Below are 17,878 nucleotides of genomic sequence, written 5' to 3' on the forward strand. Positions count from 1 at the left end.
GCGGCAAAAAGGCCTTGGGCAGCGGGAACCGGGGCACAACTCGACGCGTTGGCAAGGATTGGGGCGGAAAGGCCCAGTCAAAGAGAATCGGTAGAGAGCGTCATGTCCGACATCGCTGACAACAAAAAAGCCAGGCTCGGCGTCGCCGGCCTCGACAATATTCTTGTGGGCGGATTGGCCCGCGGGCACCTCTATCTGCTGGAGGGCAGCCCCGGTACCGGCAAGACGACCATTGCGCTGCAGTTTTTGCTCGAAGGCCATGCGCGCGGTGAAAAAGGGCTCTACGTCACCCTTTCGGAAACCGAGGCCGAACTCCGCCTCACGGCCAATTCCCACGATTGGGAGATCGACGACAAGTTCGAAATCTTCGAACTGGCGCCACCCGAAAGCCTGCTCGACAGCGAGCAACAGCAATCGCTGCTGTATTCGTCCGATCTGGAGCTGGGCGAGGCGACCAAGGCGATGTTCGAGGCGGTGGAACGCGTCAAGCCCGACCGTATCGTGCTCGACAGCCTCTCGGAAATCCGCCTGTTGGCGCAGAGCTCGCTTCGGTATCGCCGCCAGATACTGCTGCTGAAGCACTATTTTGCCCGCAATGGCGCGACGGTGCTGATGCTGGACGATCTGACCAGTGACGCCAACGACAAGACCGTGCATTCGGTCGCGCATGGCGTGATGCGGCTGGAGGAACTTGCGCCGACCTACGGCGCCGAGCGTCGGCGGCTGCGCGTCCTGAAATATCGCGGCCAAGCCTATCGTGGCGGCTATCACGATTTCACCATTCGACGCGGCGGCGTGGATGTATTCCCGCGGCTGGTTGCAAGCGAGCACCGCACCCGGTTTGATCGGTCGGCGTTGACCAGCAATATCCCAGAACTCGACGCCCTGTTGGGTGGCGGCCTCGAACGGGGGTCGAGCGCGCTCGTGCTGGGGCCTGCGGGCGCCGGAAAGTCGCTGCTGACATTGCATTTCGCACGGGCTGCGGTCGAGCGTGGGGAAAAGGCGGCTCTGTTCATTTTTGACGAGGAGCTGGGCCTGCTGTTCACGCGTGCCAAGGCCATGGGCATTGACTTGCAGGCCCTGCAGGACGGTGGAAACCTGCTCATCGAGCAGGTGGATGCTGCGGAATTGTCACCGGGTGAGTTCGCGCATCGCGTGCGTAGCCGGGTGGACAAGGCCCAGGTCAAAACCGTCGTTATCGACAGTCTGAACGGTTACCAGGCATCCATGCCCGAGGAACAGGCCCTGCTGTTGCACATGCACGAGCTGCTGCAATATCTCAATCGCCAGGGCGCGACGACATTCGTCACCGTGGCCCAGCATGGCCTGGTTGGGGACATGAAGTCGCCGGTCGATATTACCTACCTCGCCGACAGCGTCATCCTGCTACGCTATTTCGAGGCCATGGGCCGCGTGCGTCGCGCCATTTCGGTGATCAAGAAGCGCTCTGGCCAGCACGAGGACACGATCCGCGAATATCGCATTGGGCGCACCGGCATTTCCATCGGCGAGCCGTTGGAGGATTTCCAAGGTGTGCTGCGCGGGGTGCCCACCTATACTGGCACCCACAACCCACTGCTGGGATCAGAGGGCGATGGCCGTTTTGGTCCCGCCAACGGGGATAGCCGCGTGTGATCAATTCAGAACGAGCGCTTATCCTTGCGCCGCGTGGGCGCGACGGCGCAGTCGCAGAAACGTTGTTGGCCGATGCCGGGCGACAGGCCGAAGCGCGCAATACGATCGCCGAACTGGTTGCGGCAATGATCGAGGGCGCAGGGCTTGCCATCATAACCAGCGAAGCGCTGCAATATGCTGACGTGTCGGCGCTCAAGAACTGGACCGATGAACAGGCGCCATGGTCGGACTTTCCCTTCGTGATCCTCAGCCAGCGTGCCGGCGGTGCCGAGCAGACGGCATTGATGGCGCAATTGCAGGTGGCGCTCGGCAATGTGATCGTGCTGGAACGCCCATTTCACCCCTCGGCCTTGCTGAACGTCGTCGACAACGCGCTCCGCGGTCGGCGCCGGCAGTATCAGTCGCGACGCTATCTCGACGATGTGCGGGAGGGTGAACAGCGGCTGCAAACGGCTTTGTTGGCGGGTCGCATGGGCTCGTGGGAGCTTAGAATTGATGAACTGCTTCTGACCGGTTCGGACCAGTTCAGAGCCTGCTTCGGACGGCGACCGGACGAGCCGTTGCTGTTTGCCGATCTGATCGAGGCCGTCGTTCTCTCGGACCAGACCCGCGTGCAGCGCGCCTTCGACGACGCCACCCGCACCGGTGCTGACCTGGTGCTGGAATATCGGGTTCACTGGCCCGATGGCAGCGAGCATTGGGTCGATACAAGGGCGCGGGTGCTGCTGGATCGCTATGGCCAGCCGCACACCGTGGTGGGCGTGGCATCCGACATTTCAGCGCGCAAGGCAGCCGAAGCCGAGCGCGAGAAGCTGCTGGCCGCTGTTGCCGCCGAGCGTGAGCGGACGCAACAGGCGCTTCGCGGCGAGCGTGCTTTGTCCGGGCTGCTGCTGACCAGCGTGCCAGCCGGCATCGTGGCCTATGACACTGAGCTGCGGGTGACGATCTGGAACCCGGTGATGGAGCGCATCTTCGGCCTGCCGGCGCCGGCCGTGCTGGGGCGTCCGCTGGCCCGGGTCATTGGGGACGGTCAGACCGAAGCGATCGACCATCGCCTGCGCGATGCGCTGGTCGGCATTTCCGGCCCGATCGAAGAAATCGAAATGACGACGCTGACCAGCGGCAATGTCGTCCTCGAAAGCCAGCATGCGCCACTGCGCGGCGGCGATGGCGAAATCGTCGGTGGCGCCGCCTTCTTCCGCGAAATGACCGAGCGCCGCCGGGCCGAGGAGCAGTTGCGCCAGGCCCAGAAAATGGAAACCATCGGTCAGCTGACCGGCGGCGTGGCGCATGACTTCAACAACCTCCTGGCGGCCATCCAGGGCAATCTCGAACTGCTGCGCAAGCGCCTGCCCGACGATCCGCAAATCCAGCGTTTCATCGATGGCGCGCTGCAGGGCGCCCAGCGCGGCGCATCGCTAACCTCGCGCCTGCTCGCCTTTGCCCGCCGCCAGGATCTGAAGCCCGAACCGACCGATCTGGGCGGACTGCTCGAAGGCATGCGTGGCCTGATGGAGCGATCGATCGGCCCCCTGGTCGCCATCGAACTCGATATCGCGCCGGACCTGCCGCCGGCCAAGATCGACGCCAACCAGCTCGAACTGGCCATTCTCAACCTGGCGGTCAATGCGCGCGACGCCATGCCCGAAGGTGGCAGGCTGGCGCTGAGGCTGGTCGAGGAAGATGGCCAGAAGAGCGGGCTGGGGCTTAAGGGGCGATTCCTCAAGCTTTCGGTCAGCGATACCGGCATCGGCATGGACGAAACGACGCTGGCCAGCGCAATTGAGCCATTTTTCTCGACTAAGGAGCTGGGCAAGGGAACCGGTCTGGGCCTGTCTATGGTCCATGGCTTGGCCGTACAGCTCGGCGGGGCGCTGCAGCTCAAAAGCAAATTGGGAGAGGGCACGACAGCCGAACTTTGGCTGCCGGTGTCGGCAACACCCGTGATGGAGGTTCTGAAAATGGAACCCGAAGTAATTGTGACCCCGCAGGCCTCGGTGATCCTCGTCGTTGACGACGATGCGCTGATCAACATGAACACTGTCGACATGGTGCAGGACCTTGGCCACACCGTGCTCGAAGCCTATTCGGGCAAGGAAGCGCTGGCCATTCTGGACAGCGGCAAGCGGATCGACGCGCTGATCACCGACTATGCCATGCCGGGGATGACCGGCGTGGAGCTGGCCAACCGCGCCCGCGAACGCTTTCCGGACCTGCCGATATTGCTGGCGACGGGTTACGCGGATTTGCCCAGTGGCACGACGACGGACCTGCCACGCCTGGCCAAGCCTTATCAGCAGGCCGATTTGGCGACGCAGATTTCAAGGCTATTGGCTGGGCGCGTGGCGCCGGTTGCTTAGGGGCAAGATATCCGGGCTTCCGATACCCCCTTCCGAGCGACGCTAGGCGCTGCCGCGCCAAGCTTTGCTTGCCCTCCCTCAAGGGGGAAGGTGGACCCAGTGGGGTTTGCTGAGGTGGTGCCGTCGAGTGGAGACCACCCTCCCCCTTGAGGGGAGGGCTAGGGAGGGGTTGCTTCCGCATATTCGAACGATTGGTGATGCGCTCAGCGCAGCCCAGACTCTTCCAGCAAGCCAGCCCGCTTGGCGTCGTAGTAATAGCCGCGGGCATAGAACCGCACGGCCTGGTCGTAATTGCCACCGGCGACCACATAGGCGCCAGCCAGATAACGGACCGCATAGCGCAGGTTGGTTTCGGCATCGAGCAGGCCCGATGGCGAACCGCGATAGCCCATGCCGGACGCAGTGGCGTGGCTGATCTGCATCAGGCCGTAATACGGCCCGTTGCGCGCGGCCGGATTGTAGTTGCTCTCGCGCACGATGACGCGGCGCACCAGAGCCTCGGGCACGCTGTAATGCTGCGAATAATGCGAGATCAGGCCATCGAGTGAGCCGCCGGCATAGGCCATCGCCGCTGCTTGGGGCACCGCCGTCGCGTCGGGCACGTGCCCAGCCGGCGTCGCGGGTGCGGCAAAACTCGCCAGCGCCGCGCTGGCCGGACCGGCAGCCGGCTTGAACGAACTCATCGAGCAGCCTGCGACGACCAGCGCCAGCATCACTGCCGTGCCGGCCATGCCTGCGCCCTTGCCCAATGTGGTTCCGATGGTCATGCCGCTACCTTAACCTGATTTGTCATTTGGCGCGATAGAGCCAAATCGGGGCAGCTTGATGGCAAATTGACGGCATCCTCTGTGGGCGATGGCAAATCTGGTTTGCCTTGGCCGCGCTCTCCGTTAAAGGTTTTTTAACAACAAGGCCCAGGGGACGGGCCGGGGGACCATTGATGAGCCAGCGCATTTCTTGGGGCGCGCGCCTGCGCTATGAGTTCGACAAGTCGATGTCGGTCGGACCGATCGCCCTGATCGGCTGGCTGGCGGTGCTGTCACTCGTGGTCATCATCCTGGCCGGCGCGATCATTGCGCTTTTGCGCATCACGCCCGAAGGCGGCGAGGCGCTGGGCTTTGTCGAGGCCATGTGGGCCTCGCTGATGCGAACGCTCGATGCCGGCACGATGGGGGGCGATACCGGTTGGGTGTTCCGCATCGTCATGCTGGCCGTGACCATCGGCGGTATCTTCATCGTCTCGACGCTGATCGGCGTGCTGTCCTCAGGCATCGAGGGCAAGCTCGATGAATTGCGCAAGGGCCGCAGCCAGGTGCTGGAGGAAGATCACACCATCATCCTCAACTGGAGCCCGTCCATCTTCGACATCGTCGCCGAACTGGTGGTGGCCAACAAGAGCCGCAAGCGGCCGCGCATCGTCATCATGGCTGATCGCGACAAGGTCGAGATGGAAGACGAGATCGCGGCCAAGGTCGCCGATCTGGGCAATACCCGCGTCATCTGCCGCAGCGGCGACCCCACCGACCTCTATGACCTGACGCTCGTGTCGCCGCAGCAGTCCCGCTCCATAATCGTGCTGTCGCCCGGCGATGAAGATGCCGCCGAGGCCGATAGCCAGGTGGTCAAGACCGTTCTGGCTCTGGTGCATGACCCCAAGCGCCGCGAGGCGCCCTATCGCATCGCCGCCGAAATCCGCGACGCCAAGAACGCCGAAGTCGCCCGCGTCGTCGGGGGCAAGGAGGCGCAGCTGGTGCTGGCCGACGACCTCATCGCCCGTATCGTGGTGCATTCGAGCCGTCAGTCCGGGCTCTCGGCGGTCTATTCCGAGCTGCTCGATTTCGACGGCTGCGAGATCTACACCATCGAGCAGCCGGGCCTGACCGGCAACACCTTCGGCGATGCGCTGATGGCCTATGAAAGCTCGACGCTGATTGGCCTCGTCACGCCTGAAGGCCACGTGGCGCTTAATCCGCCACTCGAGACCATCATCGGCGAAGGCGCCCGGGCGGTGTTGATCGCCGAGGACGATGCGGCGATCAAGATCGTCACCGATGGCATCAGCGTCGATCCCGACGCCATCCGCGCGGCCCGTCCGCGTCCACCCGCTGCCGAGCGCGTGTTGGTGCTGGGCTGGAACCGTCGCGCGGCCATCATTGCCTATGAGCTGAGCCGCTACGTGGCGCCCGGCTCGCTGCTGACCATCGCGGCCGACACGCCTGATCTCGATGACGTGGTGAGCAATCTCTCCATTGCCAGTTCCAACCTTACCGTCGAATACGGCCATATCGACACCACCGATCGCACGGCGCTCGAGGGGCTCGATATTCCGGCCTATGACCACGTGCTGGTGCTGGGCTATTCCGACACGCTGGGCCCGCAGCCCACCGATACGCGGACGCTGGTGACGCTGCTGCATCTGCGCAAGATCGCAGACGCGGCGGGCATCCACATCAACGTGGTGTCCGAAATGGTCGACGTCCGCAATCGCGAGCTGGCCGAAGTGACGCGGGCCGACGATTTCGTGGTCAGCAACAAGCTGGTCAGCTTGATGCTGGCCCAGGCCTCGGAGAACGAGAACCTGGCGGCGATCTTCGACGACCTCCTCGACGAGGAAGGCTCGGAAATCTATATGCGGCCGATCGACGACTATGTGGCGCTCGACGTTCCGGTCAATTTCTACACCGTCACCGAAGCCGCCCGCAGTCGCGGCGAAGTCGCCATGGGCTACCACCGGCCCCGGCCGGGTGCCGCTGCCAATGGCATCTTGGTCAACCCGTCCAAAGGGACAGCGGTGCAGTATCAGGCGGGCGACCGGCTGATCGTGCTGGCGCGGGACTAGTCCGCCAGGACCCAGACCGGGCCGGTGGCTGAACCGTAAACGGCAGGCAAGGTGGTGATCGAGGGGAGGCCGCTCTCGTGCCCCGGCGACAGATCGGCCAGGACCACGAGCTCGTTGCCCTCGTGTCGGCGGCGGATGGCCAGCACCTGCGGGCCCATATCGATGGGCTCATAACTGCCCTCGGCGAAGAGGCGCGGCAGCCGGCGGCGCAGCTGCAACAGGCTTTGCGTCAGCACCAGCTTGTCGTCGCGACCCGATTGCGGAGCGGCCAGCCGCTGTGCCAGCGAGGCGAAATCGAGCGGGCGGCGATTGTCGGGATCGACGAAGCTCTGCTCCCAGTCCTCCGCGCCCCGGTAGATATCGGGCACGCCGGGAATGGTGAGCTTCAACGCGGCCTGGATCAGCGCCTTGCGGCGGCCGATGTCGCGCAAGGGCGTGCTCCAGGCGTGGAAACTGGCAAGGAACATGTCATCGCTCAGCGCCCTGTCGACGAAGTCGCTAACACGCTGCTCATAGGCGACGTCGTTGACGCCCCAGTCACTGCGCTGGCGCGCCTCACGCAGGGACTTTTGCATGGCGCCCTTGAGGCGGTCGGCCAGGTCCGAAACCTCGCCCGACATCGGCCAGCCACCCAGCAGCAGCTGGAAGAACAGGTAGAGGTCGTTGGGGTGGATGGGGTCGTGGTCGTCGATCGACAGGCGATCGCGCCATTCCCCGATGGCGGCTGTCCAGATTGCAGGCGCATCGGCGATGGCCCCGATAATGGCGCGGATGTCCTCGCCGCGCTTGGTGTCATGCGTCGAGGTGGCGATCATTGAGGCGGGATGAGTAGCCTGCCGGCGGCGATTGCTGTCGTGGAAGGCCTCGACGGACAGCGCGAACCGATCGGCATGGGCGCCGACTTCATTGAGGGCGACCAGCCTGTTGTCGCGATAGAGCGCGGTGTCTTCGAGGCCCTTGGCCATGACGGGGCCGGTATATTGCTGGAAACGGCCCAGCGTGTCGGCAGTCATATGCGGGTCATAGGCCGAGCCCAGGGAGCCACACAGCAGGGCCTCGACGAAATCGAAGACCATGGGCTGGACTTGCGGCTCGCGGCGGCGCGCGCGACCAGTGGCGCGGCGAAGTTCGCGCTGGTCGCGCGGCGTGACGCCCTGATTGTCGGCATAGGTCCGATAGACCGAAAGCTCGGCAATCGTCGCGCGCAAGGCGCGGCGCAGGCCGGCTTCGGTCAGGTCGGCGGTTGCCGTCACCGATTGGGCAATGGCCGCAAACCGCCGAGACAGGGCGACCAGCTCGGCCGTCAGCTCATTGTCCATGATGCGCAGCTTGCAGCAATGGACCTCCGCGTCGAAGGCGACCGTCTCGCCGATGAAATCGGTATAGGCGGCGGTCACCTCCGGCTCGCTGGTGGCCTGCATCAGCACGCGGGTGAGTTGGGTGCCGACTTCGTAGCCGGTGGTGCCATCAACGGGCCAACTGGCATCGAGCGCCTCGTGCGGCGCCAGGATTTTTTCGACGACGAGATAGATCGGTCGGGGCGACTTGGCCTGCAGGGTTTCGAGATAGCCCTTGGGATCGAGCAGGCCATCGACGTGATCGATGCGCAGTCCATCGACCAAGCCCTCCGCGATCAGCGAGAAGATCAGCGCATGCGCGTGCTCGAACACGTCAGGGCGATCGAGGCGAATGCCGGCCAGGTCGCTGTTGATGAAGAAGCGGCGATAGTTGATTTCATCTGCCGCAACCGAGAAATGGGCCAACCGCCAGTGCTGGTTAGCGATGAGGCTGTCGAGGGCGGCCCAACTGCCGGCATGACCGGCTTGCCCGGTATGGGCGGCGATGGCGGCCTCCGGGCTACCATGGCGCGCCAGCAAGGCGGCGGCATCCTCGGGCCGAAGCGGCAACTTCTCCTTGTCATAGGCCCAGACGGCAAAGCCATCGCCGTCGTCCCTGAGCTGCAAATGCCCCGCGGCGAGGCAGTTGGCGTAGCTGTCGCCAAGGAACGGCACCAGCAGCTTGCCATCCATGCCCGCATGCGGCGGGTGCCAGTCGATATCGAACCACGAGGCATAGCGGCTGGCTTCGCCATGGCGGAGCACGTCGAGCCAGAGCGCGTTGTCCGCGCCGCCGACACCCATATGGTTGGGCACGAAGTCGAGAATGACGCCCATGCTGCGCTGCCGTAGCGCCTGCGCAAGTGCGCGAAAATCGTCGAGCGAGCCGAGCTCGGGGTTGATCTGGGTGTGATCGACCGTGTCATAGCCATGCGTGCTGCCCGGTCGTGCCGTGAGAATGGGCGACAGGTAGGCGTGGCTGACGCCCAGGTGGTCGAGATAGGGCACCAAGGCGGTTGCGTCAGCGAAGGTGAAATCCTTGTTGAGCTGGAGCCGATAGGTGGCGCTAGGCGGTGTCATGGGCGGGGCTCGCTGCGGAACAGCAGCGCGCAATCGCCGGGGAGGATCCAGAATTGCTCCATATCGGCCGGGCGGCGGCCCGCGCCGTCATAGTCGGGATGCTCGCTCGACCAGGCCATGGTCCAGCGATGACCATCGCAGGGTGCCAGCAAGGGCTCGGCCAGTACCCCGATATGCAGATCGCGCCCCAGATTGACCAGAAGGAGCCGGTGGCCATCAGGATCGGGCGTGATGTAGCGGATCAGCAGCGCCGCATCGCCGATAACGGCACCATCGATCCGGCGCTCGCTGCCCTGCGAAAACGTGGGCTCGCCGTGCCGGAGCGCCAGCAGATCACGATGCAGGGCGACAATCCCGCTGTGACGCTTCCCCTCGGACCAGTCGAGCTTGCTGGTCCGGAACGTGGCGGGGTCTGCCGGATCGGCCAGCCTTGCCTGCATGGCCTTGTCGCCGACGCTGGGGAAGTGGCCGACCGATTGGCCGCGGCCCTCTGCGACCGATAGGGCCTCTTCGCCCTCGAGTCCAAGGAAGTAGAGGAAGGGGTTGGTCGCCCCGAACTCCTGGCCCTGGAACAGACACGGTGTCTGGGGGCCAAGCAGCAGTAGCGCGGTGATCGCCCTGAGACGCGCCGGGCTGGCCAGAGTCGAGAGCCGAAAGCCGCGGGCTGAATTGGCCACCTGGTCGTGATTCTCGAGGAAATGCACGAAGTGCTCCGGCGGCGTCGCCAGATTGTAGGTGCCATAGGCCTTGTCGCGCATGTCGGAGCGCTGGCCTTGATAGAGAAAGCCGTATTTGAGCGCCGAAACCAGTTCCTGCGGGGTACCGAGATAGTCGCGATAATAGTAGTCGTTGTGGCCGGTGACGGCCACGCGCACGGCATGCTGGAAGTCGTCGCTATACATGGCATCGACCCCATGGCCGCCCGCTTGCGGCGGCGCAATCATTCGCCATTCCTGCGGCTGGTTCTCGACCACCATATAGATCTGTCGTGACCCGCCGGCTTGCCGCACAGCTTTGGTGATCGTGGTGAGAATATGCTCGTCACTGGCGTCGAACATGGCCTGGACGGCATCGGTCCGCAGGCCATCAAGGTGAAAGTCCTCGATCCAATAGACCGCATTGCCCACGATGAACTCGCGGACGGCTGGCGATCCCTCGCCGTCATAGTTGAAGCTGGCGCCCCATTCGTTTTCGTAGCGGGTGGTGAAATAGTGCTCGCTATAGGCGTGGTAGCAATCGCCGATCCCGACATGGTTGTAGACCACGTCGAGGATGACGCCGATGCCAAGCGCATGGGCGCGGTCGACGAAGGTGCGCATATCGTTGGGCGAGCCATAGGGTGCGAAGGGCGCGTAGGGCAGGGTGGTGTCGTAGCCCCAGCCGAAGCGACCCTTGAACGTGCCGACCGGCATGACCTGCAGCACGGTTACGCCAAGATCGCGCAAGCCCTCCAGCATGCTGGCTGCCGCCAGCCACGTGCCGTCCTGGGTAAACGTGCCGATATGGAGTTCGTAGAGCACCTGATCACGGCGATCGACCCCAGCCCACTCACCGTCGGTCCAGGCAAAGTCGGCGCCCACCACCATGGAGGGGCCATCATTACCATCGGGCTGGCAGCGCGAGGCGAGGTCAGGGAGTCGTGGGCCGTTATCAAGTTGAAACCAGTAGCGGGCACCGGGGCCGATCGCCGGGACATGCGTGGCGAAATAGCCATCGCCCATCGGGTCAAGGGCAAAGCTGCCGATGCCCTCAATGTCGACGGAAGCAGACCTATGTCCAAGCGCCCAAAGCGAAAATTGAGTGCCATCGCCTGTTGGCGTGGCACCGATTGTGTCTGGACGGAGCATATGAGGCCGATCGGTTGGGGCGCTGGCAAAACGGAACCCGTGGCCTTTGGTTCCGATCGGCTGATGGCTTCGCCATAAAAGACCCTGAAGGCGGCCCCATAGTCATGCCGAGGTCAAGATCGACCTGCTGCGCTCAGCCGTGGCTGGCGACCTGCCGGGCGGCCGGCTGGACGCGCATCGGGCGATGCCGCTGCGTCTTCTTGCGCGCAAAGGGGTAGTCCGGGCTGCGATAGAGCCAGTTCATCTCGTCAGAGGTGTAGCGCTTGTTGCCCAGTGTCAGGCTGGCGCCCTTGAGGCTGACGGGAGCGGCTTCTTCGAGGGCAAAGCGCAGGGCCTGTGCGGCCGTGCGGAAGGTGCGGGGGCCCTGGGCCGCCGCAGTCTGCCAGTCGCTGCCGAGATAAAGCTCGGCGGGCGCCTGGAAATCAAAATGTGTCATTGGTGTCTCATCGGTCCTGCCTTTTGGCTTGGACCATTCTTTTCTGTGTCGGGCCTCGACCGCATGGCGCGGGAGGCGGAAGCCGGGGTGGCTCGGTGAGCGACCCCGGCCAAATACTAGAGCAGGGTCAGGTTGGTCGCCGAGATCTTGCCGTCACGGCCGGTCTCGAGTTCGTAAGTGACCTTGTCGCCTTCATACAGGCCCTGCAGGCCCGAACGCTCGACGGCAGAGATATGGACAAATGCGTCCTTGTCGCCGCCGGCATCTGGAGCGATGAAGCCGAAGCCCTTGGTTGCGTTGAAAAATTTCACGGTGCCATTGATCGAGGCCATGATGGTCGTCCTTATTTTGGAAACGCCGGCCGCGAAAAGCGGCAAGGCGTCGCTCCCAACCAGCACCATGCTGGTCGGGTAAAACACGCTCGCAAAAATCAGGAAGAGGCCAAAATCCGGCGAACCGGTCTTATGACAGCTGTCTTGAGCTGAAACGTATGAAGGCTATATAGGCGCCAATCGTGAAGATAACAAGGCGGCACGAAATTGCGCAGGCCGATTCAGCTTTGCGCGATGGCAACAGGCTCGCCGTCGCGCACGGATGACGCCTTGATGGCGTCCCACAGGCGGGCAAAGCGCAGGCCATTGGCGACGGTGGATGGATTGGCCATGCGGCCGTCGCGCACGGCCTGGAAGGTGTGCATGGGGGTATCGCGGACTTCGCCCTCTTCGCGCGGCTCGGCGACGCCATCGATCATGACTTCGCGCCACTTGCCCCAGGCATCGATGCGCACGATGGCTTTGGAATAAAAGAAGGTGATGGCCGAGGCGCAGCCCGGCGGGCCCTCGCCAGCGGCATTGAAGGTGACCAGCGCACCATTGCTGAGACGGGCGGCGACGGCGGTGACGAGATCGACCTTGAGACCGCGATTGTTGGCAAAGGCCGAGAGGCGCTCGAATTCGGCGTCGGCCAGCACACAGACCGTGTTCATCATGTGGGCGCCGGTATCGAACATGAAGCCGCCGCCGGAAATCTCGGGCTGTTGCTTCCACTGGCCGGCATAATTCTTGGCCCAGCCTTCCCAGATGGAGGCGTTGACGCTGACCAGGTCACCGAAATCGCCACGGCGGGCGCGATCCCTGGTGTCGTGCACAAGCGGGGACAGTCCGCCCTGGAAGGCGATGACGACAGTGCGACCGGTGCGCTTCTCGGCCTCGACCAGCGCCAGGGCCTCGGCGACCGTGGTCACCATCGGCTTTTCCAGCAGCAGGTCATAACCCGCCTCGATCACCGCCAGAGCATTGGCGCCGTGGAAGACATGCGGGGTGGAGACATAGACCGCGTCCATCTGGCCGGCCATGGCCTTGAGCATGGTATCGGCATCGGGATATTCGGCCGGGCGGGATGCGCCGGCAGCCTCGCAGGTATCGCCGAAGCGCTGGCGCGAGATGACGCTGACCTCGGCAGTGGCAACGATCCGGACATCGTCCATCGCGGCCCAGCCCCTGGCATAGTCGGCCGCCTTCAGCCCAGCCCCGATGACGCCCAAACGCAAAACCATGCCGCTATCCTCCGCTTTGCGGTCAGGTGTATCTGGGCTTCGGGGACGTCGCCAATGTGTAAATCATTGAAAACAACAGGTTCTGGCGTGCTTATAGCCTCAGGCCGGCCGCGTCGAAGGCGAGGCAAGCCGCCGGGTCGACGCCGATGCTGACCTCAGCGCCTGCCGGGATCGACGAGTGACCCTTCTGCTGGATGGTGATCTTGGCGCCATTGCTGCCGGTGGCATAGACATAGGAGACGCCGCCCAACTGCTCGACCACCTGTGCGGTCGCCGTCAGCGCGGTGCCGCCCGCATCGACGAAATGCTCGGGGCGAATGCCAAGGGTGACGCTTTCGCCAGCCTGGGCCGTGGTGCCGCGCGTGCGCACTGCAATTGCGCTGCCGGCGAAGTCGGTGGTCTGCACCATAGCCGTGTTGCCATCCACCGACACGACCTTTGCCGCCAGGAAGTTCATCCGCGGCGAGCCGATAAAGCCGGCGACGAAGAGATTGTCCGGATTGTCGTAGAGATCAATCGGACTGCCCTGCTGCTCGATGCGACCGGCGCGCAGCACCACGATCTTGTCGGCCAGGGTCATTGCCTCCACCTGGTCATGCGTCACATAGATCATGGTGGCGCCGAGCTCCTGGTGCAGCTTGGCGATCTCGATGCGCATCTGTACGCGCAGTTCGGCATCGAGATTGGAGAGTGGCTCGTCGAACAGGAAGGCTTTGGGCTGGCGCACGATGGCACGGCCGATGGCGACGCGCTGGCGCTGACCGCCCGAAAGCTGGCGCGGCTTGCGATCGAGCAGGGCATCCAGCTCGAGAATGCGTGCGGCCTCGGCAACCCGCACCGCGACCTGGTCGCGCGGCATGCCGCCCATCCTGAGGCCAAAGCCGAGATTCTGTTCCACGGTCATATGCGGATAGAGCGCGTAGCTCTGGAACACCATGGCGACGCCGCGCTCGGACGGATCGAAATCGGTGACATCCTCGCCACCGATCAAGACCTGCCCGGCCGTCGGTTCTTCAAGGCCCGATATGGTGCGCAACAGGGTGGATTTGCCGCAACCCGAGGGGCCCACGAACACCACAAAGGCGCCATCGGCAATGTCGAGGTCGATGCTGTGCAGCACCGGCACGACGCCAAAACTCTTGTTGATCCCGCGCAGCTTGAGCTCGGCCATTTATGCGTATCCTCCATTTATCACCTGCCGCTGCGGTCTTCGCCGCTTTGGACAGGCGCCAATCCTACTTTCGGACGGATCAGTCTTACCTATTTAATGAGTTATCAGAAATAAAACGCAAGGCGATTTTTGCTTTGTCTGACATCTCGGTCGTTACGGAATGACGTTAAAGCGCTGACATAGAGGAATTAAAAGTCGGTACAGCATGGGTCAGCTACTCTGACCAATCTGTGAGGCACGTACCTATTGTATATCTTTTACGGAATGCGTAAAAAGTAGGGAACAGGGGTCGTTGAGGAAGTGCGATCGCCTGCCGTAGCCCGGGAAGGCCACCCAACAGAGGTGCGTCACCAGGCTGCCCCGAGGACATGAGGAGGAAGCCCATGAAGAGATTTGCGCTTGCCGCAATGCTGAGCGTCGCCGCCATTCTGCCGGCCGCTGCCCAAGAGACCGTTGACTGGATGCATATTTCCTCGATCCCCGAGGAAGTGGCGTTGATGGAGGCTGCCGTCGCCGAATACGAGGCGGCCAATCCCGACGTCAAGATCAACATGCAGTTCCTGGAAAACGAGGCGTTCAAGGCCAAGTTGACTACCCTGCTGCAATCGGACGCCGCACCCGACATCTTCTATTCCTGGGGCGGTGGCGTGCTGACCGAACAGGCCGCAGCCGGCGTGCTGCGCCCGGTGGAAGACCTGGTCGACCCGGCGGTTGCCGAAGCCATCGGCTCGGGCGGCATGTCTGCCTTCACCCGTGACGGCCATGTCTATGGCCTGGCGCAGCAGGTGAGCGAAGTCGTGCTCTGGTACAACAAGGCCCTGTTCGAACAGGCCGGTGTCGATCCGGCAAGCCTGGAAACCTGGGATGGGTTCCTGGCGGCCGTGCAGACCTTCAAGGATGCCGGCATCACCCCGCTGGCTGTCGGCGCCAAGGACAAATGGCCGGCCCACTTCTGGTGGTCCAAGCTGGTCGTCCGCCTGGCCGGACAGGACGCGTTCGACGCTGCCCGCATGGGCGAGAATGGTGGCTTTGCCGCCGAGCCTTTCGTCAAGGCCGGCGAAATGTTCCTGCAGCTGGCCGAACTCGAGCCCTTCCAGGAAGGCTTCCTTGCAGCGTCCTATGGCGATGCTTCGGGCTATTTCGGCGACGGCAAGGCCGCAATGCACCTGATGGGCGACTGGGACTACGGCGCCATGAAGGATAACTCGGCCAACAAGCTCGGCATTCCCGATGACCAGCTCGGCTTCTTGCCCTTCCCCACCATTGAAGGCGGCGCCGGCGATCCGACCGACACGCTGGGCGGCATCAATGGCTGGCTGTTCCACAAGAACGCCCCCGACGCAGCCGTGGACTTCGTCGAGTGGTACACCTCGGCTGAAGTTGCCTCCCGCTTCGGCAATGCTGGCTTCTTCATCCCGATCGCCAAGGGCGCTGCCGATGGCATGACCAACCCGTTCAAGGTGCAGATCGCCCAGTCGATCAACGCTGCCCATTGGCACTCGATCTTCTTCGACCAGGAACTTGGTCCGCAGATCGGTGGCGTGGTGAACGACATCTCTGCTGAACTCGCGGGCAATGCGCTTTCGGCCGAGGAAGCTGCGGAGCTTGTCGAAGAGGCTGCCGCCGACCTTCGGTAAACGCCTGCTCGCGCACCCGGCGGACGCCCTCCCATGCGTCCGCCGGGACCTTCAGACGTTGAGGGACCTAGTCCATGACCACGATTGCCCCGTCCGTCGCCGTTCCGATGCCGCGTCGCGCCCGCCGCTATATGGATCGCAAGAGCCTGGTGCCGCTCCTGCTGTTCATCCCGCCCGCGCTGATTCTGTTCGTTGTGCTGGTCGTGCTGCCGATGATCGATGCGGCCAGCTTTTCGGTCTTCGACTGGACGGGCTATGGCCCCATGACCGACTTTGTCGGTCTCAAGAATTACGAGGATGTGCTGAGGCACCGCCACTTTGGTACGGCCGTCCGCAACAGCCTGCTTGTCATCGCCATATCGCTGCTGGTGCAGCTGCCGCTGGCCATGTGGGTCAGCCTGGCGCTGGTCGAGAAGCGGGTCAGCGTCAATATTATCCGTACGCTGTTTTTCCTGCCCTATATGCTGGCCGAGATCGCCGCCGGGCTGATCTGGAAATTCGTCTACGACGGCAATTACGGCATCCTGCCGACCATCGGCGATGCCCTGGGCACCGACATGCCCTTCGTGCTGGGCGACAAGTTCTGGGTGATGCCGGCCATCATGCTGGTGATCGTTTGGAAATATTTTGGCTTCCACATGATGATCTATATCGCGGGCCTGCAGTCGATCCCGACCGAGGTGATCGAGGCGGCGCGGCTCGATGGCGTCAAGAAGTGGCAGATCGTGCGGCATATCAAGCTGCCGATGATCTGGGGCTCGATCGTCATCTCGGTGTTCTTCTCCATCATCGGCGCGCTGCAGCTGTTTGATCTAGTGATCCCGCTCTCCAATGGCGGCCCGAACAATTCGAGCCACACCATCGTCAGCTTCCTCTACCAGTTCGGCATCCTGCGCATGAAGCTGGGCTTTGGCGGCGCGGTCAGCGTCATGCTGTTCATCGCCTGCGTGGTCATCACCGTGGTCTATCGCCGCTTGCTGTTTTCGAGGGAGGTCGACTGATGGCTGATGTGACAGTGGACCGCAAACGCCGCAGGCGCCCCGAAATCTCGGCTTTCCAATGGCTGACCCTGGCTCTGGTCGCCGCCTTCATCATCGTGCCGTTCTATACGACGGTGCTGGGCGGCTTTAAGTCCATCGGCGAGCTGCGGACCAATCCTTTCGGCCTGCCGGCCAGTTGGGACCCGGCCAACTTCACCGGCATCATCTTCGAAACAGGCCTGTTCCGCTCGCTGTGGAACTCGCTGTTCATCGCGCTGTCGACCGTGGTTCTGTCGGTGCTGATCGCCTCGATGGCGGCCTTTGCGCTGGCGCATATCCGCTTTTTCGGCAGCAAGTTTATCATGAGCTTCTTCATGCTCGGGCTGCTGTTCCCGGCTTCGACAGCCATCCTGCCGCTCTTTATCAAGCTGCGTGATCTGGGCCTGCTCGATACCCATCTGGGCATCATCATCGCTCAGGTGGCCTTCAGCCTGGCCTTCTCGATCGTGCTGTTTCACAGCTTCTTCAAACGCCTGCCAACCGAGCTGATCGACGCTGCCCGCATGGACAATTGCGGCTACCTCAAGATCTACTGGTACATCACGCTGCCGCTAAGCCTGCCCATCATCGCCACGGTCGGCGTCTTTGCCTTCGTCGGCAGCTGGAACAGCTTCCTGTTGCCGCTGATCGTGCTCAATACCGATACCAACTACACCTGGCCGCTCGGCATCATGCAGTTCCAGGGTCAGTACGGCTCGGACTGGCCCAAGATCCTGGCCTATCTGACGCTGACCATCCTGCCCGCGGTTGGATTTTTCCTGCTGGCACAGAGATATATTATTTCGGGGCTAACCGGTGGGGCGGTGAAGGGGTAGTTCGTGCCACGCCCCCGTGGTTCGAGGGTCGCAAGAGCTCCCACCTCACCATGAGGGCAGTTGATACACCGCGTTCAAAGTAGCCCTGATGGTGAGGTGCGCTAATTTAGCGCCTCGAACCACGAG

13 protein-coding genes are annotated in these 17,878 nt (G+C 63.2%); 6 read left to right on the plus strand and 7 right to left on the minus strand.

Annotation, left to right across the window (positions count from 1 at the left end):
• The first annotated feature begins 102 nt into the window (after positions 1-102).
• Positions 103-1,635, plus strand: coding sequence for an ATPase domain-containing protein (locus tag IM737_RS15055; protein ID WP_236895140.1), 1,533 nt, complete (start codon positions 103-105; stop codon positions 1,633-1,635).
• Complete coding sequence (locus IM737_RS15060; protein WP_236895142.1) at positions 1,632-3,995, plus strand: hybrid sensor histidine kinase/response regulator; 2,364 nt, start codon at positions 1,632-1,634, stop codon at positions 3,993-3,995. Before IM737_RS15055 ends, IM737_RS15060 begins: the two co-directional genes overlap by 4 nt.
• A gap of 203 nt (positions 3,996-4,198) precedes the next feature.
• Here IM737_RS15060 and IM737_RS15065 read toward each other — a convergent pair whose 3' ends face one another.
• Positions 4,199-4,762 (minus strand): transglycosylase SLT domain-containing protein, encoded by a 564-nt coding sequence (locus tag IM737_RS15065; protein ID WP_442874139.1) that lies wholly within the window; start codon positions 4,760-4,762, stop codon positions 4,199-4,201.
• Between the two features lie 173 nt (positions 4,763-4,935).
• On the opposite strand from IM737_RS15065, the gene IM737_RS15070 reads away from it, so the two are divergent.
• Positions 4,936-6,834, plus strand: coding sequence for a CASTOR/POLLUX-related putative ion channel (locus IM737_RS15070; RefSeq protein ID WP_236895145.1), 1,899 nt, complete (start codon positions 4,936-4,938; stop codon positions 6,832-6,834).
• Here IM737_RS15070 and treY read toward each other — a convergent pair.
• The 6 genes from treY to IM737_RS15100 form a co-directional block, all read right to left on the minus strand.
• Positions 6,831-9,251, minus strand: coding sequence for a malto-oligosyltrehalose synthase (gene treY / locus IM737_RS15075; protein WP_236895148.1), 2,421 nt, complete (start codon positions 9,249-9,251; stop codon positions 6,831-6,833). The two genes, IM737_RS15070 and treY, sit on opposite strands and share 4 nt — an antisense overlap.
• Positions 9,248-11,098 (minus strand): alpha-amylase family glycosyl hydrolase, encoded by a 1,851-nt coding sequence (locus tag IM737_RS15080; RefSeq protein WP_236895150.1) that lies wholly within the window; start codon positions 11,096-11,098, stop codon positions 9,248-9,250. The genes treY and IM737_RS15080 overlap by 4 nt, the downstream gene beginning before the upstream one ends.
• Before the next feature lie 133 nt (positions 11,099-11,231).
• Positions 11,232-11,534, minus strand: coding sequence for a hypothetical protein (locus tag IM737_RS15085; protein WP_236895154.1), 303 nt, complete (start codon positions 11,532-11,534; stop codon positions 11,232-11,234).
• A 116-nt stretch (positions 11,535-11,650) separates the two neighbouring features.
• Complete coding sequence (locus IM737_RS15090; protein ID WP_236895163.1) at positions 11,651-11,866, minus strand: cold-shock protein; 216 nt, start codon at positions 11,864-11,866, stop codon at positions 11,651-11,653.
• Positions 11,867-12,087: 221 nt separating this feature from the next.
• Entirely contained in the window at positions 12,088-13,089 is a 1,002-nt protein-coding gene (locus IM737_RS15095) for a Gfo/Idh/MocA family protein (protein WP_236895167.1), read from the minus strand.
• A gap of 91 nt (positions 13,090-13,180) precedes the next feature.
• A complete protein-coding gene (locus tag IM737_RS15100; RefSeq protein WP_236895170.1) occupies positions 13,181-14,260 on the minus strand; it encodes an ABC transporter ATP-binding protein in 1,080 nt (359 codons plus the stop codon).
• Positions 14,261-14,643: 383 nt separating this feature from the next.
• On the opposite strand from IM737_RS15100, the gene IM737_RS15105 reads away from it, so the two are divergent.
• The 3 genes from IM737_RS15105 (at position 14,644) to IM737_RS15115 (ending at position 17,752) form a co-directional block, all read left to right on the plus strand.
• Positions 14,644-15,897 (plus strand): ABC transporter substrate-binding protein, encoded by a 1,254-nt coding sequence (locus tag IM737_RS15105; RefSeq protein WP_236895173.1) that lies wholly within the window; start codon positions 14,644-14,646, stop codon positions 15,895-15,897.
• A 74-nt stretch (positions 15,898-15,971) separates the two neighbouring features.
• Entirely contained in the window at positions 15,972-16,898 is a 927-nt protein-coding gene (locus tag IM737_RS15110) for a carbohydrate ABC transporter permease (RefSeq protein WP_236895175.1), read from the plus strand.
• Positions 16,898-17,752 carry a carbohydrate ABC transporter permease gene (locus IM737_RS15115; protein WP_236895177.1) on the plus strand — a complete coding sequence of 285 codons (855 nt, stop codon included), beginning with the start codon at positions 16,898-16,900 and terminating at the stop codon, positions 17,750-17,752. Before IM737_RS15110 ends, IM737_RS15115 begins: the two co-directional genes overlap by 1 nt.
• The last annotated feature ends 126 nt before the right edge of the window (positions 17,753-17,878 follow it).

The sequence above is a fragment of the Devosia sp. SL43 genome, from assembly GCF_021729885.1.
Lineage (GTDB): Bacteria > Pseudomonadota > Alphaproteobacteria > Rhizobiales > Devosiaceae > Devosia.

Excerpts from the sequence above, each read along its gene's own strand:
- IM737_RS15055 (WP_236895140.1), top strand. The coding sequence starts at position 103 with ATGTCCGACATCGCTGACAACAAAAAAGCCAGGCTCGGCGTCGCCGGC.
- IM737_RS15065 (WP_442874139.1), bottom strand. The coding sequence starts at position 4,762 with ATGACCATCGGAACCACATTGGGCAAGGGCGCAGGCATGGCCGGCACG.
- IM737_RS15070 (WP_236895145.1), top strand. The coding sequence starts at position 4,936 with ATGAGCCAGCGCATTTCTTGGGGCGCGCGCCTGCGCTATGAGTTCGAC.
- treY (WP_236895148.1), bottom strand. The coding sequence starts at position 9,251 with ATGACACCGCCTAGCGCCACCTATCGGCTCCAGCTCAACAAGGATTTC.
- IM737_RS15080 (WP_236895150.1), bottom strand. The coding sequence starts at position 11,098 with ATGCTCCGTCCAGACACAATCGGTGCCACGCCAACAGGCGATGGCACT.
- IM737_RS15085 (WP_236895154.1), bottom strand. The coding sequence starts at position 11,534 with ATGACACATTTTGATTTCCAGGCGCCCGCCGAGCTTTATCTCGGCAGC.
- IM737_RS15090 (WP_236895163.1), bottom strand. The coding sequence starts at position 11,866 with ATGGCCTCGATCAATGGCACCGTGAAATTTTTCAACGCAACCAAGGGC.
- IM737_RS15095 (WP_236895167.1), bottom strand. The coding sequence starts at position 13,089 with ATGGTTTTGCGTTTGGGCGTCATCGGGGCTGGGCTGAAGGCGGCCGAC.
- IM737_RS15100 (WP_236895170.1), bottom strand. The coding sequence starts at position 14,260 with ATGGCCGAGCTCAAGCTGCGCGGGATCAACAAGAGTTTTGGCGTCGTG.
- IM737_RS15105 (WP_236895173.1), top strand. The coding sequence starts at position 14,644 with ATGAAGAGATTTGCGCTTGCCGCAATGCTGAGCGTCGCCGCCATTCTG.
- IM737_RS15110 (WP_236895175.1), top strand. The coding sequence starts at position 15,972 with ATGACCACGATTGCCCCGTCCGTCGCCGTTCCGATGCCGCGTCGCGCC.
- IM737_RS15115 (WP_236895177.1), top strand. The coding sequence starts at position 16,898 with ATGGCTGATGTGACAGTGGACCGCAAACGCCGCAGGCGCCCCGAAATC.